Source organism: Nocardia sp. NPDC060249 (assembly GCF_042728755.1).
Classification (GTDB): Bacteria; Actinomycetota; Actinomycetes; order Mycobacteriales; family Mycobacteriaceae; genus Nocardia.
Genome location: NZ_JBHXAQ010000001.1, coordinates 1,200,580 through 1,223,903 on the forward strand (window position 1 = coordinate 1,200,580; position 23,324 = coordinate 1,223,903).

Sequence of the window (23,324 nt, forward strand, 5' to 3'; positions counted from 1 at the left end):
GGGCGCCGTCGAACCGCTGCCCGCCCCTGCGAGTTTCGGATGCTGTGTGTCAGATGCCGCCGGTGGACAGGAACCCGCCGTCGACCCGCACGCAATCGCCGGTGATCCAGGCGGCCTCGTCGGACACCAGGAAGGCGATCAGCCGGGCGACGTCCTCGGGCACGCCGAGTCGCTTCAGCGGGTACACGCTCGCGGCACGCTCCTCGTCGTCGGCGTACAGCGCATCGGCGAACTTGGTCTTGACCACGCCCGGCGCCACCGCGTTGACGCGGATCTTCGGGCCCAGCTGCCAGGCCAGCTCCTCGGTGAGCCGGATCAGCGCCGCCTTCGACGCGCCGTAGGCCGAGATCACTCCGGACGACCGGATGCCCGCGACGCTGGCCACGTTCACCACCGCACCACCGTGCTCGGCCATCCACGCCCGGTAGGCCTGCTGCACATAGCCCAGCGACGCCACCACGTTCACATCGAAGATCTTGCTGACGCCACCCAGATCGGCGTCCATCAGCGGACCGTAGACGGGGTTGATGCCGGTGTTGTTGACCAGGATGTCGAGCGAGCCGTACTCGGTGACGGCCCGTGCCACGGCCTCCGCGCGCGCGTCGGCATCGCCGGCGTTGCCGGCGACAAAGCTCACCTGGCCCTGGTGGCCCAGTGCGCGCAGCTCGGTGGCCGCGGCCTCCAGCGGCTCGGCTTTACGCGCGGTGATCAGTACGTTCGCACCGCGGCGCATCAGTTCGGCCGCCGTCGCGAGCCCGATGCCGCGACTGGCTCCGGTGACGAGAGCGGTGCGGCCAAGTAGATCGGTAGTCATGGCAAGAGAGTAACCACGCTCACATCGGGCAGCGCCGGGTTCGGCTTCCGGACGCGTCGACGGTAAAATAAGTGGTTCTTGCCGATATGCCCTTCCCGTTTTGTCTTACTCTGAGGAGAACTCTGTGATCACGGCGACCGACCTGGAGGTCCGGGCCGGAGTCCGCACCCTGCTCTCGGCCCCGGGGCCGGCGCTGCGGGTGCAGTCCGGCGACCGGATCGGACTGGTCGGTCGCAACGGTGCGGGCAAGACCACCACCCTGCGCATCCTCGCGGGTGAGGGTGAGCCGTACGCCGGAAAGATCACGCGCTCCACCGAGATCGGCTATCTGCCGCAGGACCCGAAGGAAGGCGATCTCGATGTGATCGCCAAGGACCGGGTGCTCTCGGCGCGCGGCCTCGACGTGCTGCTGCGCGACATGGAGAAGGCTCAGCTCGAGATGGCCGAAGTGGCCGACGATGCCGCCCGCGACAAGGCGATTCGCCGATACGGGCGCCTCGAAGACCAGTTCTCCTCGCTCGGCGGTTACGTCGCCGAGAGCGAAGCGGCGCGCATCTGCAACAGCCTCGGACTGCCCGACCGCGTCCTCGATCAGCAGCTGCGCACCCTCTCCGGTGGTCAGCGCCGCCGCATCGAGCTGGCCCGCATCCTGTTCTCCGCCTCCGACGGCTCGGGCGGTCGCTCCGATCGCATCCTGCTGCTCGACGAACCGACCAACCACCTCGACGCCGACTCCATCACCTGGCTGCGCGGGTTCCTGCAGAACCACGACGGCGGCTTGATCGTGATCAGCCACGACGTGGAACTCCTCGGCGACGTGGTGAACAAGGTGTGGTTCCTCGACGCCGTGCGCGGTGAGCCCGACGTCTACAACATGGGCTGGAAGAAGTACCTCGACGCCCGTGCCACCGACGAGCAGCGTCGCGTTCGTGAGCGCGCCAACGCCGAGAAGAAGGCGGGCGCGCTGCGTCAGCAGGCCGCCAAGCTGGGCGCGAAGGCCACCAAAGCCGCTGCGGCACACCAGATGGTGCGTCGCGCCGAACGCTTGATCAACGAGCTCGACGACGTGCGGGTGAGCGACAAGGTCGCGCGCATCCGGTTCCCCGAGCCCGCGGCCTGCAGCAAGACGCCGTTGATGGTGAAAGACCTGACCAAGCTCTACGGTTCCCTGGAAATCTTCACCGGCGTGAACTTCGCCGTCGACAAGGGCAGTCGCGTGGTGGTGCTCGGGCTCAACGGTGCCGGTAAGACCACCATGCTGAAACTGCTCGCCGGTGTCGAGACGCCGACCGCGGGCGGCGTCGAGCAGGGTCGCGGACTCAAGGTCGGCTACTTCGCCCAGGAGCACGACACCCTCGACGATCAGGCCTCGGTCTGGGAGAACATCCGCCACGCCTCCCCGGACGCCGGGGAGCAGGAGCTGCGCAGCCTGCTCGGTGCGTTCATGTTCACCGGTCCGCAACTCGACCAGCCCGCGGGCACACTGTCCGGCGGTGAGAAGACCCGACTGGCTCTGGCCGGGCTGGTGTCCTCGGCGGCGAACGTGCTGCTGCTCGACGAGCCGACCAACAACCTCGACCCGGTCTCGCGCGAGCAGGTCCTCGAGGCGCTGCGCACCTACGCCGGCGCCGTGGTGCTGGTGACGCACGACCCGGGCGCGGCCGAGGCGCTCAACCCGGAGCGGGTCATTCTGCTGCCCGACGGCACCGAGGACCACTGGTCCGCGGAGTACGCGGAGCTGATCGACCTCGCCTGATCGGTGGTGAAAACCCTGTGTCGGGGCGGAACTCGCCGCGATTGCGTGAGTTTGATCACTGTTTTCGTTGATCACCGAGTGCGGAGTGTCTAGCCTGGAAGAAGTGCTCGGCGACTCGGAGGAAGCCATGAGCGACAGTGCCAGACAGGCCGCTAGGTCGGCCAAGGGTAAATCGACGATCGGCAAGGCAGCCCTGGGCAAGGGCACCCGGGTAACGGGCAAGTCCCGCGACCGGTTGCAGTCCCAGCTGAAGAAGCAGTACGAGGCGGGGGCGTCCATTCGCACCCTGGCCAGGTCCACCGGCCGCTCGTACGGCTTCATCCACAATGTGCTGGTCGAGTCACATGTGGAACTGCGTGGGCGCGGCGGCGCCAATCGGCGCAAGAATCCGGCCGACTGAGCCGCGCGCGGCGCGACGGTGCCGCTACCAGCCTGCGACGGATCCGTCGCCACGGACCAGCAGGTTGGCCAGGCTGGCGAACAGTGGCAGCCCGGTCTTGATCTCGAGGTACGCGAACTGTCCCTGCGGGTTCACCTCGAGGAAGTAGTACTCGCCGTCGGTGCCGAGGCGCAGGTCGACCACGCCGAAGCTGAGTCCGAGCGCGCCCATCAGGGTCGCGAGGGACTTGCTGACCGACGCCGGTAGCCGGTCCGGCGCGAACGCGACCGAGGTGTCGAGCCGGGAGTCGATGCGCCCGACCCCTGCCTGGGAGTCGATGCGCACACTCCACTCGACGCCGTCGACCCAGACGACCCGAAGATCGCAGCCTGCCTCCACGTAGTCCTGGAACGTGGTCGGCGTCGAACGGATCGACTCGAGCCTGCCCAGCTCGGACCTGGTGATGATCCTGGTCTCCGAGAACTCGCCGCGGCCCGTGCCGGTGCGTTTGTACACCACTGGACCGCACCGGGATTCGACGAAACTACGCGCCTCGTCCGGGTCGTTGGTGATCAGCGTTTCCGGGATGGTGAAACCCGCCCGCTGCGCGGTTTCGAGCTGAACGATCTTGCGGGTAGCGGTGCGCTCGGCGGCCGGATCGTTGACCCAGTACGCCGGGATCGACCACAGCATGCCCTGCAGGAATCCGTCGCACTCGGCCTGGCGGAACTCGTCGTCGGCGGCGCGCACGCCGGTGGGAACCCGGCACGGGTGCGGCCTGCGCCACCACACCGCGCGCACGTCGTCGAGACCGTGGATATGCGACATCGCCCGGTTGGTGCCCGCTTTGTCGAGACGGAAACTTCCTGTCTCGGAAGGGAAGTCGCGCAGGTCGAGCCGAATCGGGTCGAGCCCGTGGTGTTCTCGCAGGGTCGACGCCAGCGCATCGGCGTGCAGGTCGTCGGTTTCGGAGACGATGAGCACGGCGTCGGTAGCGCCTTCCATGACTTGCGCGCGCCGTTTCAGTCGAGGCTGTCGCAGTTGATGCCGTCGCGGAAGGTGAACGTCGCCCCGGTGACACCACCTCGTTCGGCGATGCGCAGTTTCGCGGCCCAGCCGCGGGTGGCGCGGGCCAGCTGCTCGTCGCCGAGCGCCTCCGACGGTTCCGGGGCGAGGGTGATCGGCCGGTCGACGAGCTCGACGCGCATGCGCCGGGTGAAATCGGCGCATGCGCCGGGGCGGATGTCGACCCGTACCTGACGTTCACCCGCGCCGGCGCGGTCTTCGGTGAGCCGGACGACGTCGCTGCGGTCGAAAGTCCAGGTACCACCGTCGACCCGCACCGAGATGTCGCGATCGGACTCGGCCACCAGCAGTCCGCGCAAGGCGGGGCCCCGATCTCGGGACGACGCGGTTGCGGGGAGGTGGATGGCGTCGGTCATGGGCACTCACTCCGATCTTCTCGTCTGCTCGCGATTTGCCAGAACCCCAAAAGGTGCTTCGGATCATAACGTGAACGAGTGGTCCGCCGAGCGGGTTCGCGAGATTTGCGGAGCGCCGGGCAAACCGCCGAGCGGCGCGTGATCGCCTTGCGGGGAAAGAATTTCGGACAACTCGGATGCGTGAGCCGTGTTCGGGTGGGCAATCCGGCAGCAAACATACGACAACGGCGCGGTGGGCAGCCCAGGGTGGATGCCGGGAGCCGCGCGCCGCGCCGTTGTGTGTTCGCTAGAGGCCGAGCAGCTCGGGATTCTCGGCGAGCCCACGGAAGTGTTCGGCCGGTTCGGCGACGAGCCGGCGGGTCGTCAGATCCATCGCGCCCGCCACGACGGTGATCTCCGCGGAGACAGTGCCGTCGAGTTTGATGATCTGCTGGTGGAAGCGGAAGACCTTCTCGCCTTCCTTCCAATCGAAGACGCAGGTCACCGTGACCTCGTCGCCGCCGCGCAGCTCGCGCTTGTATTTGATGGTCGACTCGAGCACTACCGCGCCGACGCCGCTGGCGATGAACTTGTCCTGCGAGATGCCCGCCGCGCGCATCAGCTCCCATCGGGCGTGCTCACCGTACTGGTGGTAGACGGCGTGATTGAGATGGCCCTGGGTGTCGAGCTCGTAGCCGCGGACGAGGACCGGTACGGAGAACGTCATACGGCGTATAACCGGCCGCTTCGGCGCCGTTGTTCCCGATCGGGCTGCAATCTGCGCCACAGCGTGGTGGGGGAGCGCATGACGGATCAGGGGCGATGGGCGTTGCGCTCGGCCCACCACGCGGGCGCGTCGACGAAGTGATTGTCGAATTCCTCTTGGGCGGCGACGAATTCCTCCTGGGTCGCCTCGCCGTGGATGAGCCGGTCGAGCAGGCGGAAATACTCGAAGCGCTGGACGCCGGGCATCAGGGCGATGAGGATGCGCGCGCCGCTGTCCGGGGTGGCGCCGAAGGCGTGCGGCATCTGTCGCGGGACGACCAGCGAGCCGCCCGCGCCGAGGGTGAGGATGCGATCGCCCGCCATGACCTGGAGTTCGCCGTCGGCGACGTAGAACAGCTCGTCGGAGCGGGTGTGGAAGTGTGGTGCGGCGCCGTCGGCGCCCTGCGCCATCGTGACTTCGAGCGTGCTCACCGTGCCGTCGCTGGCGTTCGCGTCGGTGAGCAGGCGCATGCGCACGTTCTCGGTGCCCAGGGTCTCGGCATCCTCGGGCAGGCAGAGGGCGATGTCGCGGGCGTTCGTCATGACCATTCCGTTCGTCGGTTGATAATTCGCTACCGAACTATATCTCAGCGAATAGAATCGTGTCCATGGATGAACGCGAACCGGATGTGGTCGATGCGATCACGGCGCAGTGGCGGCGGGAGCGACCCGATCTGGAACTCGAGGCGATGGCGGTGTTCGGCAGGCTCGGCAGGCTGATGAACACCGCCACGGCGCGGATCGACAGCGTGTTCACCGCACACGGTTTGCAGCGCGGTGAGTTCGATGTGCTTGCGGCGCTACGTCGTTCGGGTTCGCCCTTCGAGCTCAACCCGTCGGTGCTCGCCGACACCTTGATGCTGTCGCGCGCGGGGATGACCGGCCGCATCGACCGGCTCGAAGCGGCGGGCCTGGTCCGCCGGATCGCCGACCGCGAGGATCGTCGCGCCGTCCGGGTGGCGCTCACCGAGGAGGGCCGGACTCTGGTCGACACGGTGGTCGTGGCGCACACCGAGAACGAGACGGCGATGCTGTCGGTGCTGACGGCCGCCGATCGTGGCGCCCTGGACCGGATCTCACGAACCCTGCTCGACGGCTGGGCGCTCTGACGTGTCCGATCCCTGCCGGGGAAAGGACACCCCGCGATGATCCCGCCGCGCGCAACCGGTGAAAGTTCGGTGGCCATGGAGGCGGGAATCGAACCCGCGACATCCGTCCGGTGGAGTCGGCGTTCTCCCTGCTGAACTACTCCATGGCCACGTCGAGCCCAACTCAGGCTTCCTTGCGCCGCACTGACGCTTCGACGAGATCCAGTACGGCGGAAAGGTTTTCGTTGGTGTGGCCCGAGGCGATGCGGGCGATGAGGCCGTCGAGAACCAGGTCGAGGTAGCCGAGCAGGACGTCGGTGGGGACGTCGTCGCGCAGGGCGCCCGCGGCCTTGCGACGCTCCAGGCGGGCGAGTGTCGCGGCGGTCAGTTCGGCCGAGCGCTGGGTCCAGCCCGCGCGGAATTCGGGGTCGGTGCGGACTCGGCGCGCGATCTCGAGGCGGGTGCCGAGCCAGTTGAATTCCTCCGGGCGGGCGAGCATATCGCGCATCACCTGGACGATGCCCTGGTTGGCGGCGACTTCGGCCATACGTTCGGCATCGTCCTTGGCCAGGGCGAAGAAGAGTGCGTCCTTGTCACGGAAATGGTGGAAGATCGCGCCGCGGGACAGGCCGATGGCCTCTTCCAGGCGGCGCACGGTGGCGCCGTCGTAGCCGTATTCGGCGAAGCAGCGTCGTGCACCGTCGAGGATCTGGCTGCGGCGCGCGGCGAGGTGGTCGTCGCTGACCTTGGGCATGATTCCTCCAGCTAGCGGATACACGGGCCCCCGCCCCGGCGAACCGAGACGGGGGCTGTCGCATTATTCACGGGCAACGAATGCCCTTGTGGCGCAACACCTCACGATGTCACGCCACCGGATCGAGCAGTTAGCCGCGGATCATGTTGCGCAGCACGTACTGCAGGATGCCGCCGTTGCGGTAGTAGTCGGCCTCACCGGGGGTGTCGATGCGCACGACCGCGTCGAACTCGGTGACCTTGCCGTCTTCCGCGGTGGCCGTGACCTTGACGGTCTTCGGGGTGACACCCTCGTTGAGGGCGGTGATCCCCGCGATGTCGAAGGTCTCGGTGCCGGTCAGGCCCAGCGACGCGGCCGACTGGCCGGCCGGGAACTGCAGCGGCACAACGCCCATGCCGATCAGGTTGGAGCGGTGGATACGCTCGAACGACTCGGTGATGACGGCCTTCACGCCCAGCAGGCTGGTGCCCTTGGCGGCCCAGTCACGCGAGGAGCCCGAACCGTATTCCTTGCCACCGAGCACGACCAGCGGGATGCCCGCGGCCTGGTAGTTCTGCGAGGCGTCGTAGATGAACGCCTGCGGGCCACCGTCCTGGGTGAAGTCGCGGGTGTAACCACCCGAGACGTCGTCGAGCAGCTGGTTGCGCAACCGGATGTTGGCGAAGGTGCCACGGATCATCACCTCGTGGTTACCGCGACGCGAGCCCAGCGAGTTGTAGTCCTTGCGGGCCACACCGTTGGCGTCGAGGTACTGCGCGGCGGGGGTACCGGGCTTGATCGGACCCGCCGGGGAGATGTGGTCGGTGGTGACCGAGTCGCCCAGCAGCGCAAGGACGCGGGCGCCCTTGATGTCGGTGACGGGGCTCGGGTCCATCGACATGCCGTCGAAGTACGGCGCCTTGCGCACGTAGGTCGACTTCTCGTCCCACTCGAAGGTGTCGCCCTCCGGGGTGGCCAGGCCCTGCCAGCGCTGGTCACCGTCGAAGACGGTGGCGTAGGAGTTGCGGAACATGTCCTGGCTGATCGAGGACTTGATGGTGTCGTCGATTTCCTGCGGCGAAGGCCAGATGTCCTTCAGGAACACCTCGTTACCCTCGGTGTCGGTGCCGAGCGCGTCGGTCTCGAAGTCGAAGTCCATCGTGCCCGCGAGCGCGTAGGCGATGACCAGCGGCGGGGAGGCCAGGTAGTTCATCTTCACGTCGGGGGAGATGCGACCCTCGAAGTTGCGGTTACCCGAGAGCACGGCGGTGACCGAGAGGTCGTTGTCGTTGATCGCGGCCGAGATCTCCTCGGGCAGCGGGCCGGTGTTGCCGATGCAGGTGGTGCAGCCGTAGCCACCGACGAAGAAGCCGAGCTTCTCGAGGTAGGGCCACAGACCGGCCTTCTCGTAGTAGTCGGAGACGACCTGCGAGCCCGGCGCCATGTTGGTCTTCACCCACGGCTTGGTCGACAGGCCCTTCTCCACCGCGTTGCGGGCGAGCAGGGCGGCGCCCAGCATGACCGACGGGTTGGAGGTGTTGGTGCAGGAGGTGATGCCCGCGACCACGACGGCGCCGTGATCGAGGACGAAGTCGCCGCGCTCGGTCGAGCGCACCTGCACCGGCTTGGACGGGCGGCCCGCGGCGCCGTTGGCGGCCGAGTGGGCGGGGGTGTAGCTGTCGCTGGCCGAGGAGGCCGACACCGACACCGGATCCGAGGCAGGGAAGGTCTCGTCGACGCCTTCGTCGAGCGCGGTGAAGTCACCGGTGACGTAGTCGCCGATGTCGGAGCGGAACGCCGACTTCGACTCGCTGAGCAGGATGCGGTCCTGCGGGCGCTTCGGGCCCGCGATGGAGGGGACGACGGTGCCCAGGTCCAGCTCCAGGTACTCCGAGTACGCGGGCTCGTTGTCGGCGTCGTGCCACATGCCCTGTTCCTTGGCGTACGCCTCGACGAGCGCGAGCTGCTCGTCGGTGCGGCCGGTCAGGCGCAGGTAGTTGATGGTCTCCTCGTCGATCGGGAAGATCGCCGCGGTGGAACCGAACTCCGGGCTCATGTTGCCCAAGGTGGCGCGGTTGGCCAGCGGCACCTCGGACACACCGGCGCCGTAGAACTCGACGAACTTGCCGACGACGCCGTGCTTGCGCAGCATGTCGGTGACGGTCAGCACCACGTCGGTGGCGGTGACGCCCGGCTTGATCTCACCGGTCAGCTTGAAGCCGACCACGCGCGGGATCAGCATGGAGACCGGCTGGCCGAGCATCGCTGCCTCGGCCTCGATGCCGCCCACGCCCCAGCCCAGCACGCCGAGGCCGTTGACCATGGTGGTGTGCGAGTCGGTGCCGACACAGGTGTCGGGGTAGGCCTGACCGTTGCGGACCATGACGGTCGGGGCCAGGTACTCGATGTTGACCTGGTGGACGATGCCGACGCCGGGCGGGACGACCTTGAAGTCGTCGAAGGCGCCCTGGCCCCAGCGCAGGAACTGGTAACGCTCGCCGTTGCGCTCGTACTCGAGGTCGACGTTGCGCTCCAGTGCGTCCGCGCGGCCGAAGACGTCGAGGATCACCGAGTGGTCGATGACCATGTCGGCGGGGGAGAGCGGGTTGACCTTGCTCGGATCGCCACCGAGGACGGTGACGGCCTCACGCATGGTGGCCAGGTCGACGATGCAGGGCACGCCGGTGAAGTCCTGCATGATCACGCGCGCGGGGGTGAACTGGATCTCGACGCTCGGCTGTGCCGAGGGGTCCCAGTTCGCGATCTCGCGGATGTGATCGGCGGTGATGTTCGCGCCGTCCTCGGTGCGCAGCAGGTTTTCTGCCAGCACCTTCAGGGCGTAGGGCAGCTTCTCGGTGCCGGGAACAGCCGAGAGACGGAAGATCTCGTAGGAGTTGCTTCCGACCTCGAGCGTGCCCTTGGCGCCGAAGGTATCAATCTTCGTCACGTCAGCTCCACTCATGTGTGAGGGTGTGCCGCCGGCGGGGCTGTGCCGGCGACTCGCGTCTTCGGAGGGGGTATCCGGCACCGTGAGATGCCTGTTTCCTCGCCGTACGATCCTAACAGTACGCTTGTCCTATGAAATACGCGGGGGCCGTCGGTGGTGCCGCGCAGGCGTAAGCGGGCGCCGAGTCGCGTACTGTGCCTCACGAGCGAAGTCGGGGAAGACGCAGTGACGCTCACCTTGGCAGTGTTGGACGCCCGTCGCGACACCGGCGATCGTGGCTCGACAGACCGGATGGAAGATGACCACTTTTGCGCCGATGGCGGCCGAACTGCCGCCGAACACCGTGCTGAGCAGCGTCGCGTCCGACCTCGCCGACAATCACGTCGCGGCCCCCAAGGGTCAGGATCAGGAGAAGCTGGCGGCGATCGTCGCGCAGGCGCGATCCGAGGGGATCCCGCTCAGCGTCGTCATCGTTCCCGGTAATCCCGGCCACGACTCGAGCCTACGTGACCTGGCGACCGAGGTCGGCGAGAACACCCACGGCACCGTCGCGGTGTTCAGCGACGACTGGCTGGGTACCTACAGCGACACCATCAGCCGGGTGCGGCTGGAGTGGGCCGAGGACGCGGCCAAGTACAAGGGCAACCATCCCGAAGAGGCCGTGCAGGCCTTCGTCGGCCGGCTCGAGCAGCCGGAGGGGGTGTCCTGGGGTGTCATCACCATGGTGTTGCTGACCCTGACGGCGCTCGTGATCGCCGGGCTGTACCTGGTGAAGGTCCGCCGTGGTCCCGATGCGGACGCACCGGCCACCGCCACGTCACCGCGCATCGACGCGAGTTCCACCAACTAACTGGTTTCGCTGCAGTCACATTTCAAGACCAACGGTCTGTTTTCTGCGGTAGAAAGCCGTCCTTTGTCAGGCTAATTCCGAGCAATCGATGAATTGTTGCCGCGCCCCGCTGTGACGGATGTTTCCTTTGGGAACGATGTGTCGTACGGTTGCGATGAACGCGATCGTGAATGCAGTGGTACAGGGGGCATTGGTCGACTCTTGTGGTCGGTGTTTCGACTGATGCGCCGGTGGCGTATGTCGAGTCGAGATGCTCGGAGGTACCGTGCGCAGTGCGGGCAGGCGGGACGAACCAGGTCTATTACGAATAGCGATCGGTTTGCTGGCGGTGGTGGCAGTGCTGCTCGCCGCGGGACCGGTCGCTGCTGTGCCACCCCCTCCGCCCAATCCGTCCGACGGTGAGATCGCCGGGGCGGGCGCCCAGGTCGACGCGCGGGTCGGTGAGATCGGCGTCCTGATCAATCGCGTCGCCGCGGCCGATCAGCAGTTGCGCGAACTCGACGACCAGCTCGCGGGCAAACGGGAAGCGGTCAACCAGGCGCTCGTCGACCTGCAGACCGCGCGCGACGCCGCCGACGCGGCCGCGGCCGCCGTGGCCGACAGCCAGACCCAGCTGGCCGACGCGGGCGTGAAAGTCGGTGCGGCACGCCAGGATTTCGATCAGGTCGCCACCCAGGCGTACGTGCGCCCCGCCACCAGCTCGGTCGTCACCTATCTCGCCTCCTCGACCCCCGACGCCGCGATGGATCGCGCGCAGGTACTCGGCATGGTGTCGAAGAATCAGCGCCAGGTACTCGACGGTCTGCGCCGCGCCCAGGTCGCCCAGGCCAACCAGAACTCCGCCGCCCGCCAGGCCAAGGCCGACGCCGACACCGCCGCCGCGGGCGCGGAACGCCGGCGCGACGCCGCCCAGACCGCGGTGAACATCGCGAAATCCGAATTCGACACCCAGGCCGTGGCTCGTGACACCCTGCGCCGCGACCGCAGCGCGGCCCAGTCCGCCCTCGACGTCGCCCGCTCGACCGTCGCCGGGCTGCAGAGCCAGCGTGAGATCTTCCTGGCCTGGGACGACCAACGCGAAGCCGAGGTGATGGCCCTGCTCGCCGCCGCCAACGCCGCCGCCTCGCGCGCCGCCGCCGACAAAGCAGCCCGCGACCGCGCCGCCCAGCTCAACGAAGGCCAGCGCCCGCACGCCGACCTCGAGGCGACCCCGGCGTCGCCGCGCACAACCAAGCCGCGCCCGTCGCAACCGCAGGTCACCGGTTCGGCGGCGATCGAAACCGTGGTCGACCGCGCGATGTCGCAGCTCGGCGTCACCTATGCCTGGGGCGGCGGCGACGAGGACGGTCCCACCCTCGGCATTCGCGACGGCGGCACCGGTGACGCCCACGGCGACTTCGACAAGGTCGGCTTCGACTGCTCGGGTCTGATGCTCTACGCCTTCGCCGGTATCGGGGTCTCGCTGCCGCACTACAGCGGCTACCAGTACAACGCGGGCACCCGGGTCGACGTCGAGGACCGCGAACGCGGCGACATGCTGTTCTGGGGTCCCGGCGGCAGCGTGCACGTGGCGATGTATCTGGGTAACGGCAAGATGATCGAGGCCCCTGAATCCGGGGATGTCGTGAAGATTTCCCCGGTCCGCGAGGACGGCATCATGCCGTACGCGGTCCGCATCGTCACCGGGTGAGTGTCTATCGCCGCTGGTAGGGGCGAGATCGGTGCAGCCTGTGCCACATTTGCCGCCGCACGTGAGCGGCGTCACGAGCATGACGAATCCCCGTCTAGTACTGGCCGGTTGCGGCGCACCGGGCGATTCAATGGAATAGTTGGTGCCGCACGCACAGGACCAAAGCGAAAGCGGGGATGTTGGTGACTTCGACGGAAGGTGTGAGCGGGCCGAAGCTGGCGAAGGACGCCGGTACGGCCACGCCGAGCACCCTGGAGCGTGACGTCCAGACTCTCGAGAAGGCGATCTACGAGGTCAAGCGGGTTATCGTCGGTCAGGACCGGCTCGTCGAGCGTTTGCTCGTGGGTGTTCTGGCACGCGGACACGTGTTGCTCGAAGGTGTGCCTGGCGTCGCGAAGACTCTTGCGGTGGAAACCTTCGCCAAGGTCGTCGGCGGCTCGTTCTCCCGAGTGCAGTTCACCCCGGACCTGGTGCCGACCGACCTCATCGGTACCCGCATCTACCGGCAGGGCCGCGAGGAATTCGACACCGAGCTCGGCCCGGTCGTCGCGAACTTCGTGCTCGCCGACGAGATCAACCGCGCGCCCGCCAAAGTGCAGTCGGCACTGCTCGAGGTGATGGCCGAGCGCAAGCTGTCGATCGGCGGCAAGACCTACCCGATGCCCGATCCGTTCCTGGTCATGGCGACCCAGAACCCGATCGAGAGCGAGGGCGTGTACCCGCTGCCCGAGGCGCAGCGCGACCGCTTCCTGTTCAAGGTCGTCGTCGACTACCCCTCGGTCGAGGAAGAGCGCGAGATCATCTACCGGATGGGTGTGAGCGCGCCGGAGCCGAACCAGATCCTCGACCCCGAGGACATCATCCGCCTGCAGAAGGTGGCCGCCAACGTCTTCGTGCACCACGCGCTCGTCGACTACGTGGTCCGCGTGATCACCGCGACCCGCACGCCCGCCGAGTTCGGCATGGAGGATGTGGCGAGCTGGATCTCCTACGGCGCGTCCCCCCGCGCGAGCCTGGGCATCATCGCCGCGGCGCGCTCGGTCGCGCTGATCCGTGGCCGCGACTACGTGGTTCCGCAGGACGTCGTCGAGGTCATCCCCGACGTGCTGCGCCACCGCCTGGTGCTGTCGTACGACGCACTGGCCGACGAGGTTTCGCCCGAGGACGTCATCAAGCGCGTGCTGCAGACGGTCGGCCTGCCGCAGGTCGCTCCGCAGGCCAACGGTCAGGCCGCGCCGCAGCAGCCGCCGGTGCCCCAGCCGCCCCAGTCCCAGCCTATGCCGCAGGCGGTGAACGGGCAGCAGTCCCAGCCCGCCGGCTCCGTCGCGCCCCAGTGAGTGCGCCGGAACCCGTTGTCCGCGTGCCCGTGTCGTCTCACGCTCCGCCCTCGTTCCGTGCCGGTGAACTGACCGACCCGAAGCTGGCCGCCGCGCTCAAGACCCTCGAGCTGACCGTGCGGCGCCGCCTCGACGGCGTGCTGCACGGCGACCACCAGGGGCTGATCCCCGGACCGGGTTCGGAACCGGGCGAGGCGCGGCTGTACCAGCCGGGTGACGATGTGCGGCAGATGGATTGGTCGGTCACCGCCCGCACCACCCATCCGCATGTGCGACAGATGATCGCCGATCGCGAGCTCGAGACCTGGCTCGTCGTCGACCTGTCGTCGAGCCTGGACTTCGGCACCGGCCGGGTGCACAAACGCGATCTCGCGATCGCGGCGGCCGCGGCGATCACCCACCTCACCTCCGGCGGCGGTAACCGGATCGGCGCCGTCGTCGCGACCGGTCAGGACCTGGTGCGGATCCCCGCCCGCAGCGGACGCATGCACGCCCAGACCCTGCTGCGTGGCATCGCCACCACCCCGCACGCCCGCGACGGTGTGCGCGGCGATCTCAAGGCCGGGATCGAATCGCTGCGCCGGCCGCAACGCAAACGCGGTCTGGCCGTGGTGATCAGCGACTTCCTCGGTGACGTCGACTGGCAGCGGTCGCTGCGCGCGATCTCCGCCCGCCACGACCTCCTCGCCGTGGAAGTGCTCGACCCCCTCGATGTCGCGCTGCCCGACGGCGGCGACGTGGTGCTGCACGATCCCGAATCGGGACGCACCCGCGAGTTCAGCGTCACCCCCGCGCTGCGTGCCGATTTCGCGGCCGCGGCCAGGGCCCAGCGTGAGCAGGTTGCCCAGGCGCTGCGCAGTTGCGGTGCGCCGGTGCTCACCCTGCAGACCGATCGGGACTGGATCGCCGACGTGGTCCGGTTCGTGTCCACCCGGCGCCACAGCCTCGGCGCCCCGAGCGGGCGGGTGCCTCGCCAGTGAGTATTTCGCATTTCACGGCCGTCGTCTGGCTCGGTTTCCTCGCGGTCGTCGCCCTGCTCGTGCTCGGTTACGTGCTGGTGCAGCGCGCCCGGCACAAGCGGATGCTGCAGTTCGGCAACATGGCCATCCTGGAGCGGGTCGCCCCGTCGCGACCGAGCCCGATGCGCCATGTCCCGATCGCGCTGATCCTGGCGGGCCTGGTCCTGCTGACGATCGCCGCGGCCGGTCCGACCGCCGTGCAGAAGGTGCCGCGTAACCGCGCGACTGTTGTTCTGGTGATGGATGTTTCGCTGTCGATGGAAGCCACCGACGTGGAGCCCAACAGGTTGCAGGTCGCGCAGAAGGCAGGCAAGGATTTCGTCGACGGTCTGACGCCCGGTATCAACCTCGGTTTCGTCACGTTCGCCGGCACGGCCTCGGTGATGGTGTCGCCGACGACCAACCGCGAGGCGGTCAAGCACTCGATCGACAACATCAAGCTGGCCGAGCGCACCGCCACCGGCGAGGGCGTCCTCACGGCCCTGCAGTCCATCGACACGCTGGCCGCCGTCCTCGGCGGCGCCGAGACGCCACCGCCCGCGCGGGTGGTGCTGATGTCGGACGGCAAGCAGACCGTGCCCGACGACAAGGACGTCGACAACCCGCGCCACGGTTTCACCGCCGCGCGCCTGGCCAAGAACAAGGGCATCCCGGTCTCGACGATCTCCTTCGGTACCGAATGGGGCACGGTCGAGATCCCGGACTCCGACGGCAAGGGTTCCCAGCGGGTGAAGGTACCGGTCGACAACGACTCGCTGCGCGAGATCGCCGAGCTGTCCGGCGGCGACTTCTACACCGCGTCGTCGCTGGCCGAACTCACCGCGGTCTACGACACCCTCGAGGAACAGATCGGCTACGAGACCACGCGTGGCGATGCGAGCAGGCCGTGGCTGTTGTTCGGCATGCTGGCCATCGCGGCGGGAGTCGTGGTCAGTTTGCTCTATCGTCAACGCCTGCCCTAGCTCCCACCGCCCCGCGTTGTGAGCTGTCGCAACGGCGCGACCCTGACGCGGGGCGCACGAATCGGAACAGATAGGTTGGACCCTATGTCGAACGTCACATCCCGGTCGGTCCTGGTCACCGGCGGTAACCGCGGTATCGGTCTCGCGGTCGCGCAGCGACTGCAGGCCGACGGCCACAAGGTCGCCGTCACCCATCGTGGATCGGGGGTGCCCGAGGGCCTGTTCGGTGTGAAATGCGATGTCACCGACAGTGATTCGGTCGATCGTGCGTTCACCGAGGTCGAAGAGCACCAGGGCCCGGTCGAGGTACTGGTCGCCAATGCGGGCATCACCGACGACACCCTGCTGATGCGCATGACCGAGGAGCAGTTCGAGAAGGTCATCGACGCCAACCTGACGGGTGCGTTCCGCTGTGCCAAGCGTGCCAACCGCAACATGCTGCGGGGCCGCTGGGGCCGGTTGATCTTCCTGGGCTCCGTGGTCGGCCTGAGCGGCCAGGCTGGGCAGATCAACTACGCCTCGTCCAAGGCCGGCGTCATCGGTATGGCGCGCTCGATCAGTCGTGAGCTGGGTTCGCGCTCGATCACTGCCAACGTGGTCGCGCCCGGTTTCATCGAGACCGACATGACCAAAGATCTGCCCGATGATCTGAAGGACATGGCGAAGAAGTTCATTCCGCTGCAGCGCCTCGGCCAGCCGGAAGACATCGCGGCCGTCGTCAGCTTCCTCGCCTCCGAGGACTCCCGCTATGTCACCGGCGCGGTTATCCCGGTCGACGGCGGCATGGGCATGGGTCACTGATCCGATAGAGGCGCTGTCGTCCACGTCGACGGCCGCCAGTGCATGGGTCACTGATCCGCTAACGGATTGCCCCGCGCCACCGACAAGGTGGCGGCAACCATACTGATTTCAGGAGAACCGAAAACTCATGGGCGGATTGCTCGAAGGCAAGACCATCCTGGTCACCGGCATCATCACCGACTCGTCGATCGCGTTCCACGCGGCCGCGATCGCGCAGGAGCAGGGCGCGAGGGTGATCATCACCGGTATTCCCGAGCGCTTGCGGCTCATCGACCGCATCGCCAAGCGGCTGCCGCAGGAGGTGCCGCCTGCCATCGGCCTCGACGTGACCAACGAAGAGGATCTGGCCGCGCTCACCGAGAAGCTGCGTGAGCTGGCGCCCGAGGGCATCGACGGCGCGCTGCACTCCATCGCGTTCGCGCCCCGCTCGATCATGGGCCCCGGTGCGCTGCCGTTCCTCGAGGGCCCCGGCCCCGATGTCGCCAAGTCGTTCGAGATCTCCGCGTGGAGCTACGCCTCGCTCGCGCGCGCCGTGCTCCCCGTCATGAACGAGGGCGGCTCGCTGGTCGGCATGGACTTCGATCCGCGCGTGGCCATGCCGTACTACAACTGGATGGGCGTGTCCAAGGCCGCGCTGGAGTCGGTGAACCGCTATGTGGCGCGTGAGGTCGGCGCGGCCAAGAAGGTGCGCTCCAACCTGATCGCCGCGGGCCCGATCAAGACCCTCGCGGCCAAGGCCATCGCGGGCACCGCCACCGACGATGCCAAGCAGCTCGTCCAGCTCGACCAGTACTGGGACGGCGCGTCGCCGATCGGCTGGGACGGCAACGATCCGCGCGCGGTCGGCAAGTCGATCGTGGCGCTGCTCTCGGATTGGCTGCCCGCCACCACCGGCTCGATCATCTACGTCGACGGCGGCGCCAGCCACAACATGTGGTTCCCGGAGAACATGTCCCTGAGCTGATGCCGGACGCCCTGCTGCTGCTGTCCTTCGGTGGTCCCGAAGGTCCCGAGGACGTGATCCCCTTTCTGGAGAACGTCACTCGGGGCCGCGGGGTGCCCCCCGAACGGCTCGCCGAGGTGGCGCAGCACTACCTGCATTTCGGCGGGATCTCGCCGATCAACGCGTTGAATCTGCAGATCATCGCGGCGCTCGAGGCCGACCTCGCCGATGCCGGGATGGATCTACCGGTCTATTTCGGCAATCGCAACTGGCATCCCCTGGTCGAGGACACGGTCGCGCGGATGACCGCCGACGGTGTGCGCTCGGCGCTGGTCTTCCCGACCTCGGCGTGGGGTGGGTACTCCGGTTGCCGCCAGTACGACGAAGACATCACCCGAGCCCGCACGGCTGTCGGCGCCGGTGCCCCCGAGCTGGTGAAACTGCGCCAGTACTTCGACCACCCGCTGCTGATCGAGTCGTTCGCCGACGCGATCACCGCCGCGGTGCACCGGATTCCGGCCGATCGCCGCGAGCGAGCGCGCCTGGTTTTCACCGCACATTCCATCCCCGTCTCGGCCGACCTGTCGGCGGGACCGCCGGCCGAGGGCGGGCGCCTCTACAGCAGGCAGGTCGCCGAAGCCGCCCGATTGTGTGCCGCGGCAACCGGTTTCGCCGAGTACGACGTGGTGTGGCAGTCGCGCTCGGGCCCGCCGCAGGTGCCGTGGCTCGAACCCGACATCGTCGACCACCTGGATGTGCTGCACGGCAAGGGAATCGACGCCGTGGTGGTGTGCCCGGTCGGTTTCGTCTCCGATCATCTCGAGGTGATCTGGGACCTCGACAACGAAGCCGCGACCCGCGCCACCGAGCTCGGCATGGCCTTCGCCCGCGCGGGGACGCCCGGCACCGATCCGCGGTTCTCCCGGATGATCGTCGAACTGATCGCCGAACGCGTGAGCGACGGTCCGGTGCGCGAACTCGGCACGGTGCCCGGGTACGGCTGCACTGTCGACGGTGCCCTGTGTGCTCCCGGTTGCTGCGAACTGCCCGCGCGCCCGGTTCGGCGCTGAACACAACCGGATAACCATTCACCGGTAGTCCCCGGTTCGAGGAGTAGCCTTTTCACAGTTGCGCTCGACTGATCGGAGGATTTCCGATGAATTCGACAACGCCGCGCCGCGCCGCCGGGTTCGCCCTGGTACTGACCGCCGCCGCGCTCGGTCTGACCGGCTGTGGCGGGGATTCCGGCTACCAGACCCAGCCCCCGCAGCCCACCGAGCCCACGATCTCGCAGGCATCCGTCCAGGAACTGTGCGGCATTCTCGACGGGCAGAAGGGGACGTGGAAGGCGCTGGGCCCGCGGGTCGCGCGGGTGGCGTTCACCGGCGCGGTGAGACTGTGGACGGTCAACGACACCGTCGCCAACGCCGCGATCGCCTACAACCGCCACATCGTCGACACCGTCACCGGCCGCACCTGCCCGCAGGTTCGCGATGCGACGCTCGCCTCGCTCGATGTGCCCAGCCTCAAAGTCGCCCTCGGCGGATTCTGAACTGGCACTTCCCACTTCGAGCCGGCTCTGCGTTAGCATCGCCGCAGACCTTCGCCCGAAGGTCGGGTGATGCTACGGGGAGGGCCCGATGAACCGTGCCGAGATGACGCTGACCGCACTGGCTCGGGGAGGTCTTCGCACCGGCGACGGCGTACTCGCGGGCGATGCGGGGACGGTGCTGGCCCGTCGTGGGGGCGGTAGCAGCGTCAGCGTCGGTGGCGGCGGGGTCCCGGAGTGGGTCTGGTACCTGATCATCGGCGTGGTCGTGCTCATCGTGGTGGTCGTGTTGATCCGCACGTTCAGTAGTTCCTCGAATCAGGCTGCGCCACACCAGATGCCGCCTCAGCACCAGATGCCGCCCCAGCCCTACCCGGCTCAGTATCAGCAGCCGTACCCGCAGCAGCAACCCTCCGGCCCCGGCTACCCGCAGGCTCAGTACCCGCCGCAGTATCCGCAGGGTCAGTATCCGCAGCCGTATCCGCAGCAGCAGCCGATGCCGTACCCGCAGCAGCAGTACCCGTACCCCCAGCAGATGCCGTATCCCCAGCAGCCGCAGTACCAGCAGCCGTACCGGCGCTGACGGATCGGCTCTGAGGGGTCCGGCGTGCGATACCGGATTCGGCGAATACGTTCCGTCCCGAATGCGGGTGGCTCAGGTGTCGCGGCGGGCGGCGGCGTGCACCGCGACGAGGCGGGCCTCGCGGATCGTGTTCCACAGCGGGCGCAGCAGGGATTCGTGCGCGCCGAGCGCGGTGGCCGAGGTGGGTGCGGACGCCGGCTCGTGCTGAGCGACGGTGAGGATCGCGGCGACGTGATCAGCGGTATCGAGAATTCGCTTGGCGCGCAACGGGATCGAGTCAGGGTAGGCATGGCGCGCGTAGGCTGCGAGCTGGGCCTCGATCTGTTCGCGCGGATCGTCGTCGCCGTTGCCGACCGAGGTGGTGTGCAGCCGCATCAGGGCGTCGGCGGCGTCGCGTACCGATTCGCGCATCGTGTACTCGGCTTCGCCGAGCGACATGTCGTGACCCGCGACACGGGGCAGATCGACGCCGTAGACGGTCCACTGCAGGGTGTCGTCGTCGTCCCACTGGGGGATCAGACCGGTGCCGGGTTCGCCGGGAACACCGAGCAGCAGGCCCTCCTCGGCGTCGATCGCGTCGGCCGCGAACGCGGTGCCCACCGGCAGCCCGCGGACGTCACCCGGTGCGGGCAGGACCAGGCGCACCTGCGCCCCGGCCGGCGCCATCGCCTCGCGGATCACCTTGAGTAGCGGCATGGCTCCGGTGCCCGCCGCACCGCGTGAGGTCCATGGCAGGTCCGTGCGTCCGCCGGTGACCGGGTCGCCCGCCGCGATGGTGTGCCGCGGCGCCCAGGCGTGCAGTGCCTCCAGCACGTCGTCGGGCGCGCTGGTACCGGCCAGCCAGGAGCCGGCCCACAGCGTCAGCGTGGCACTGGGAGAGCACATAATCATCGAGCATAAAGGTTCGCCCGCGATCGCGTGCGCGCACCGAGGTGGTCGATGGTGCCTACGCGGGTCACTGATTTCGGCGCGAGGACCCGCCTGACCTGCTGTGCCTTCACTCCGGCTCGGTCACGAAGTCGATGAGCCGCTCGACGGCGCCGATGAGTGGGGATTCCAGATCCCGGAACGAGCCGACCGCATCGTAGACACGGCGCCAGCCCTGCTGCGGTGTTCCCCAGCCGAGGCGCGCGCAGATTCCGGTCTTCCAGTCCTCCCCGCGCGGCACCGCAGGCCATGCGTCGATGCCGAGCGCGGCGGGGCGTACCGCCTGCCAGACATCGATGTAGGGATGACCGGTCACCAGCACGTGCGGGCCGAGGCCGGTGGTCAGGTGCGTCTCCTTCGAGCCGGTCACCAGGTGGTCGACGAGCACACCCACCCGGGCGCCGGGGCCGGGCTCGAACTCGGTGAGCCGGGCGCCCAGATTGTCGAGGCCCTCGAGGTGTTCGACGACCACGCCCTCGACCCGCAGGTCGTGGCCCCACACTCGTTCGACGAGCGCCGCGTCGTGCACGCCCTCCACCCAGATCCGGCTGGTCCGCGCGACCCGTGCCCGCAGTCCCTCGACGCGGGTGGAACCCGACGCCGACCGTGCCTGCTGTGTCGGCGCGCTCGTGGTGGGCTTGGTCAGCGTGACCGGTTTGCCGTCGATCAGGAAGGCCGCCTCACGCATCGCGAACAACCGCACCGCCCCGCGCGCGTCCTCGAGTTTCACGAACTCGCCGTCATAGCTGCGATCGAAACCGACTACGGCACCGCAGAATCCGCTCGCCGCGTCCTCCACCACCAGGTCGCGTTCGGCACGCACTGTCGGCACCGGCTTCTTCTTGGTCCGATCGTGTCCGGAATAGATGTCGCCGTAGCTGTCTCGTGCACTCACGCCCCCGAAACTACCTCGCCTGTAACAGAGTGTGTGGCATCGGCGCACCGGGCCCGGCAATCAGGCGAGCCCGCCCGCGAATCGGTCATCGGGGCTAGGCTGGCAGGGTGGCCGCAATAGTCTGGCTGATCGCGGGCATCGTTCTCGCGGCGGCGGAAATGCTCACCGGGGATCTCATGCTGCTCACGCTGGGCGTGGCCGCACTCGGCACGGCGGGCGTGAGCGCTGCCACCGACCTACCGGTGTGGGGCGACGCGCTGGTGTTCGCCGCGATGGCCGGTGTGCTCTTCCTCGGCGTGCGCCCGCTGCTGCGCCGCAAGTTCGGTACCCCGCCGCCCACCCCGACGAATGCCGATGCGCTGCCGGGGAAGTCGGCACTGGTGCTCGAGCAGGTCGCGGAGTATTCGGGTCAGGTCAAGCTCGGCGGCGAGGTCTGGACCGCGCGTCCGCTCGACCCGAGTGAAGTGTACGAAGCCGGTGTGACTGTCTATGTGATGAAGATCGATGGCGCGACCGCCGTCGTCTGGAAGGGTCCCTAGCAATGGTTGCCTTGATCGTGGCCGCCGTCCTCGTCCTGTTGGTCGTGGTGGTGGTGTTCAAATCGATCGCTCTCGTCCCGCAGGCCGAGGCGGCGGTGATCGAACGGCTCGGGCGTTATTCGCGCACCGTGTCCGGTCAGCTGACGTTCCTCGTCCCGTTTGCCGATCGGGTCCGCGCGAAGGTGGACCTGCGCGAGCGGGTCGTGTCGTTCCCGCCGCAGCCGGTGATCACCCAGGACAACCTCACCCTGCAGATCGACTCGGTGGTGTATTTCCAGGTCACCAGCCCGCAGGCCGCTGTGTACGAGATCAGCAACTACATCGCCGCGGTCGAGCAGCTCACCGTCACCACGCTGCGCAATGTGGTCGGTGGCATGACCCTGGAAGAGACGCTGACCTCGCGCGATCAGATCAACAATCAGCTGCGCGGTGTGCTCGACGAGGCCACCGGCCGCTGGGGCCTGCGGGTGGCCCGCGTGGAGCTCAAGTCCATCGATCCGCCGCCGTCGATCCAGGAATCGATGGAGAAGCAGATGAAGGCCGATCGCGAGAAGCGCGCGACGATCCTCACCGCCGAAGGTAACCGCGAAGCGCAGATCAAGACCGCCGAGGGTGCCAAGCAGGCGGCGATCCTGACCGCCGAGGGCGGCAAGCAGTCCTCGATCCTGTCGGCCGAGGGTGAACGCCAGAGCCGCATCCTGCGTGCCCAGGGTGAACGCGCCGCCTCCTACCTGCAGGCCCAGGGTCAGGCGAAGGCGATCGAGAAGGTGTTCGCCGCCATCAAGAACGGCAAGCCGACTCCGGAACTGCTCGCCTACCAGTACATGCAGACCCTGCCGATGGTGGCCAAGGGCGATGCGAACAAGGTGTGGCTGGTCCCCAGCGATTTCGGCAAGGCGCTCGAAGGTTTCGCCCAGAACTTCGCCACCAAGGGCGAGGACGGCGTCTTCCGCTACGAACCGTCCGCCGACGAAGCTCCGGTGAAGATCGAAGACGACACCGACGTGGCCGACTGGTTCGAGACCGCCTCGGACCCCAAGATCGCCGAAGCCGTCCGCGCCGCGGAAGCCACCGCGCGCACGCCCGTCGAGGGTTTCGATTCCCCCGCGCCGCGCCCGAAGACCTCAGTGGCCAAGGTGGACCCGGAACTTCCGACCCCACCCCCGATCGCTCCGGCCGAACACCCCGCCCCGCGCTCCGAGGACCCCTACGGTCGCCCCTGGCAGCCGCCGCAACAGGGCTGATCCGGTCGGATCCCGCAGCGTACGGCCCCGGTGTGGACTTCCACATCGGGGCCGTTTCTGTTGTGTGGCAACGCTATCGGGA

24 protein-coding genes and 1 tRNA gene are annotated in these 23,324 nt (G+C 68.0%); 15 read left to right on the plus strand and 10 right to left on the minus strand.

Going from position 1 to position 23,324, the window contains the following annotated elements:
• Positions 1-49: 49 nt before the first annotated feature.
• On the minus strand, positions 50-814 hold the full coding sequence (locus tag ACFWFP_RS05365) for an SDR family oxidoreductase (RefSeq protein WP_379293270.1): 765 nt from the start codon (positions 812-814) through the stop codon (positions 50-52).
• Between the two features lie 124 nt (positions 815-938).
• Between ACFWFP_RS05365 and ACFWFP_RS05370 the strand changes: the two genes are divergently transcribed.
• Entirely contained in the window at positions 939-2,570 is a 1,632-nt protein-coding gene (locus ACFWFP_RS05370; RefSeq protein ID WP_379293272.1) for an ABC-F family ATP-binding cassette domain-containing protein, read from the plus strand.
• 127 nt (positions 2,571-2,697) lie between these two features.
• Entirely contained in the window at positions 2,698-2,970 is a 273-nt protein-coding gene (locus tag ACFWFP_RS05375; RefSeq protein ID WP_266290315.1) for a helix-turn-helix domain-containing protein, read from the plus strand.
• Between the two features lie 24 nt (positions 2,971-2,994).
• Here the strand turns inward: ACFWFP_RS05375 and ACFWFP_RS05380 are convergent, their stop codons facing one another.
• From ACFWFP_RS05380 to ACFWFP_RS05395, 4 genes are all read right to left on the minus strand, one after another.
• Positions 2,995-3,954: a hypothetical protein gene (locus tag ACFWFP_RS05380; protein ID WP_379293273.1), complete on the minus strand. Its 960-nt coding sequence runs from the start codon at positions 3,952-3,954 to the stop codon at positions 2,995-2,997.
• Positions 3,955-3,971: 17 nt separating this feature from the next.
• The gene (locus ACFWFP_RS05385) at positions 3,972-4,391 is read right to left on the minus strand and encodes a hypothetical protein (protein ID WP_379293275.1); all 420 of its coding nucleotides are present in this window, start codon (positions 4,389-4,391) and stop codon (positions 3,972-3,974) included.
• A gap of 286 nt (positions 4,392-4,677) precedes the next feature.
• A complete protein-coding gene (locus ACFWFP_RS05390; protein ID WP_101467162.1) occupies positions 4,678-5,097 on the minus strand; it encodes a thioesterase family protein in 420 nt (139 codons plus the stop codon).
• A gap of 86 nt (positions 5,098-5,183) precedes the next feature.
• Positions 5,184-5,606, minus strand: a complete 423-nt coding sequence (locus ACFWFP_RS05395) for a cupin domain-containing protein (protein WP_379293780.1) — start codon at positions 5,604-5,606, stop codon at positions 5,184-5,186.
• A gap of 137 nt (positions 5,607-5,743) precedes the next feature.
• Here ACFWFP_RS05395 and ACFWFP_RS05400 point away from each other — a divergent pair, with 137 nt between their 5' ends.
• On the plus strand, positions 5,744-6,244 hold the full coding sequence (locus ACFWFP_RS05400) for a MarR family winged helix-turn-helix transcriptional regulator (RefSeq protein WP_379293277.1): 501 nt from the start codon (positions 5,744-5,746) through the stop codon (positions 6,242-6,244).
• Positions 6,245-6,314: 70 nt separating this feature from the next.
• On the opposite strand, the gene ACFWFP_RS05405 is transcribed toward ACFWFP_RS05400, so the two are convergent.
• The 3 genes from ACFWFP_RS05405 to acnA all read right to left on the minus strand — a co-directional run bounded on the left by ACFWFP_RS05405 (position 6,315) and on the right by acnA (position 9,918).
• Positions 6,315-6,390, minus strand: a tRNA-Trp gene (locus tag ACFWFP_RS05405).
• A gap of 17 nt (positions 6,391-6,407) precedes the next feature.
• The gene (locus ACFWFP_RS05410; RefSeq protein ID WP_067452641.1) at positions 6,408-6,977 is read right to left on the minus strand and encodes a TetR/AcrR family transcriptional regulator; all 570 of its coding nucleotides are present in this window, start codon (positions 6,975-6,977) and stop codon (positions 6,408-6,410) included.
• 130 nt (positions 6,978-7,107) lie between these two features.
• Entirely contained in the window at positions 7,108-9,918 is a 2,811-nt protein-coding gene (gene acnA, locus ACFWFP_RS05415) for an aconitate hydratase AcnA (RefSeq protein WP_379293279.1), read from the minus strand.
• A gap of 283 nt (positions 9,919-10,201) precedes the next feature.
• Here acnA and ACFWFP_RS05420 point away from each other — a divergent pair, with 283 nt between their 5' ends.
• The 10 genes from ACFWFP_RS05420 (at position 10,202) to ACFWFP_RS05465 (ending at position 19,637) form a co-directional block, all read left to right on the plus strand.
• Positions 10,202-10,753, plus strand: coding sequence for a DUF6676 family protein (locus tag ACFWFP_RS05420; RefSeq protein ID WP_379293280.1), 552 nt, complete (start codon positions 10,202-10,204; stop codon positions 10,751-10,753).
• A 250-nt stretch (positions 10,754-11,003) separates the two neighbouring features.
• Positions 11,004-12,443, plus strand: a complete 1,440-nt coding sequence (locus tag ACFWFP_RS05425) for an NlpC/P60 family protein (RefSeq protein WP_379293282.1) — start codon at positions 11,004-11,006, stop codon at positions 12,441-12,443.
• Positions 12,444-12,619: 176 nt separating this feature from the next.
• Positions 12,620-13,780 carry an AAA family ATPase gene (locus tag ACFWFP_RS05430; protein WP_379293283.1) on the plus strand — a complete coding sequence of 387 codons (1,161 nt, stop codon included), beginning with the start codon at positions 12,620-12,622 and terminating at the stop codon, positions 13,778-13,780.
• Positions 13,781-13,803: 23 nt separating this feature from the next.
• Positions 13,804-14,760: a DUF58 domain-containing protein gene (locus ACFWFP_RS05435; protein ID WP_379293285.1), complete on the plus strand. Its 957-nt coding sequence runs from the start codon at positions 13,804-13,806 to the stop codon at positions 14,758-14,760.
• A complete protein-coding gene (locus ACFWFP_RS05440; protein WP_056810311.1) occupies positions 14,757-15,761 on the plus strand; it encodes a VWA domain-containing protein in 1,005 nt (334 codons plus the stop codon). Before ACFWFP_RS05435 ends, ACFWFP_RS05440 begins: the two co-directional genes overlap by 4 nt.
• Before the next feature lie 84 nt (positions 15,762-15,845).
• Complete coding sequence (fabG1, locus tag ACFWFP_RS05445; RefSeq protein ID WP_379293287.1) at positions 15,846-16,562, plus strand: 3-oxoacyl-ACP reductase FabG1; 717 nt, start codon at positions 15,846-15,848, stop codon at positions 16,560-16,562.
• 127 nt (positions 16,563-16,689) lie between these two features.
• Positions 16,690-17,526 (plus strand): NADH-dependent enoyl-ACP reductase InhA, encoded by an 837-nt coding sequence (gene inhA, locus ACFWFP_RS05450; protein ID WP_358111777.1) that lies wholly within the window; start codon positions 16,690-16,692, stop codon positions 17,524-17,526.
• Positions 17,526-18,575 (plus strand): ferrochelatase, encoded by a 1,050-nt coding sequence (locus ACFWFP_RS05455; protein ID WP_379293288.1) that lies wholly within the window; start codon positions 17,526-17,528, stop codon positions 18,573-18,575. The genes inhA and ACFWFP_RS05455 overlap by 1 nt, the downstream gene beginning before the upstream one ends.
• A gap of 86 nt (positions 18,576-18,661) precedes the next feature.
• On the plus strand, positions 18,662-19,057 hold the full coding sequence (locus ACFWFP_RS05460) for a hypothetical protein (RefSeq protein WP_379293289.1): 396 nt from the start codon (positions 18,662-18,664) through the stop codon (positions 19,055-19,057).
• Positions 19,058-19,145: 88 nt separating this feature from the next.
• Positions 19,146-19,637: a hypothetical protein gene (locus ACFWFP_RS05465; RefSeq protein ID WP_379293290.1), complete on the plus strand. Its 492-nt coding sequence runs from the start codon at positions 19,146-19,148 to the stop codon at positions 19,635-19,637.
• Between the two features lie 72 nt (positions 19,638-19,709).
• Here ACFWFP_RS05465 and ACFWFP_RS05470 read toward each other — a convergent pair whose 3' ends face one another.
• Both ACFWFP_RS05470 and ACFWFP_RS05475 read right to left on the minus strand, forming a co-directional pair.
• Positions 19,710-20,522: a hypothetical protein gene (locus ACFWFP_RS05470; protein WP_379293291.1), complete on the minus strand. Its 813-nt coding sequence runs from the start codon at positions 20,520-20,522 to the stop codon at positions 19,710-19,712.
• Between the two features lie 112 nt (positions 20,523-20,634).
• Entirely contained in the window at positions 20,635-21,459 is an 825-nt protein-coding gene (locus tag ACFWFP_RS05475) for a DUF3097 domain-containing protein (protein ID WP_379293292.1), read from the minus strand.
• 107 nt (positions 21,460-21,566) lie between these two features.
• Here ACFWFP_RS05475 and ACFWFP_RS05480 point away from each other — a divergent pair, with 107 nt between their 5' ends.
• Both ACFWFP_RS05480 and ACFWFP_RS05485 read left to right on the plus strand, forming a co-directional pair.
• Positions 21,567-21,998, plus strand: a complete 432-nt coding sequence (locus ACFWFP_RS05480; RefSeq protein ID WP_378627172.1) for an NfeD family protein — start codon at positions 21,567-21,569, stop codon at positions 21,996-21,998.
• Between the two features lie 2 nt (positions 21,999-22,000).
• On the plus strand, positions 22,001-23,242 hold the full coding sequence (locus ACFWFP_RS05485) for an SPFH domain-containing protein (RefSeq protein WP_379293293.1): 1,242 nt from the start codon (positions 22,001-22,003) through the stop codon (positions 23,240-23,242).
• Positions 23,243-23,324: the final 82 nt, after the last annotated feature.

Excerpts from the sequence above, each read along its gene's own strand:
- ACFWFP_RS05365 (WP_379293270.1), bottom strand. The coding sequence starts at position 814 with ATGACTACCGATCTACTTGGCCGCACCGCTCTCGTCACCGGAGCCAGT.
- ACFWFP_RS05375 (WP_266290315.1), top strand. The coding sequence starts at position 2,698 with ATGAGCGACAGTGCCAGACAGGCCGCTAGGTCGGCCAAGGGTAAATCG.
- ACFWFP_RS05380 (WP_379293273.1), bottom strand. The coding sequence starts at position 3,954 with ATGGAAGGCGCTACCGACGCCGTGCTCATCGTCTCCGAAACCGACGAC.
- ACFWFP_RS05385 (WP_379293275.1), bottom strand. The coding sequence starts at position 4,391 with ATGACCGACGCCATCCACCTCCCCGCAACCGCGTCGTCCCGAGATCGG.
- ACFWFP_RS05390 (WP_101467162.1), bottom strand. The coding sequence starts at position 5,097 with ATGACGTTCTCCGTACCGGTCCTCGTCCGCGGCTACGAGCTCGACACC.
- ACFWFP_RS05395 (WP_379293780.1), bottom strand. The coding sequence starts at position 5,606 with ATGCGCCTGCTCACCGACGCGAACGCCAGCGACGGCACGGTGAGCACG.
- ACFWFP_RS05400 (WP_379293277.1), top strand. The coding sequence starts at position 5,744 with ATGGATGAACGCGAACCGGATGTGGTCGATGCGATCACGGCGCAGTGG.
- ACFWFP_RS05410 (WP_067452641.1), bottom strand. The coding sequence starts at position 6,977 with ATGCCCAAGGTCAGCGACGACCACCTCGCCGCGCGCCGCAGCCAGATC.
- acnA (WP_379293279.1), bottom strand. The coding sequence starts at position 9,918 with ATGAGTGGAGCTGACGTGACGAAGATTGATACCTTCGGCGCCAAGGGC.
- ACFWFP_RS05420 (WP_379293280.1), top strand. The coding sequence starts at position 10,202 with ATGACCACTTTTGCGCCGATGGCGGCCGAACTGCCGCCGAACACCGTG.
- ACFWFP_RS05425 (WP_379293282.1), top strand. The coding sequence starts at position 11,004 with ATGCTCGGAGGTACCGTGCGCAGTGCGGGCAGGCGGGACGAACCAGGT.
- ACFWFP_RS05430 (WP_379293283.1), top strand. The coding sequence starts at position 12,620 with ATGTTGGTGACTTCGACGGAAGGTGTGAGCGGGCCGAAGCTGGCGAAG.
- fabG1 (WP_379293287.1), top strand. The coding sequence starts at position 15,846 with ATGTCGAACGTCACATCCCGGTCGGTCCTGGTCACCGGCGGTAACCGC.
- inhA (WP_358111777.1), top strand. The coding sequence starts at position 16,690 with ATGGGCGGATTGCTCGAAGGCAAGACCATCCTGGTCACCGGCATCATC.
- ACFWFP_RS05455 (WP_379293288.1), top strand. The coding sequence starts at position 17,526 with ATGCCGGACGCCCTGCTGCTGCTGTCCTTCGGTGGTCCCGAAGGTCCC.
- ACFWFP_RS05460 (WP_379293289.1), top strand. The coding sequence starts at position 18,662 with ATGAATTCGACAACGCCGCGCCGCGCCGCCGGGTTCGCCCTGGTACTG.
- ACFWFP_RS05465 (WP_379293290.1), top strand. The coding sequence starts at position 19,146 with ATGAACCGTGCCGAGATGACGCTGACCGCACTGGCTCGGGGAGGTCTT.
- ACFWFP_RS05470 (WP_379293291.1), bottom strand. The coding sequence starts at position 20,522 with ATGTGCTCTCCCAGTGCCACGCTGACGCTGTGGGCCGGCTCCTGGCTG.
- ACFWFP_RS05485 (WP_379293293.1), top strand. The coding sequence starts at position 22,001 with ATGGTTGCCTTGATCGTGGCCGCCGTCCTCGTCCTGTTGGTCGTGGTG.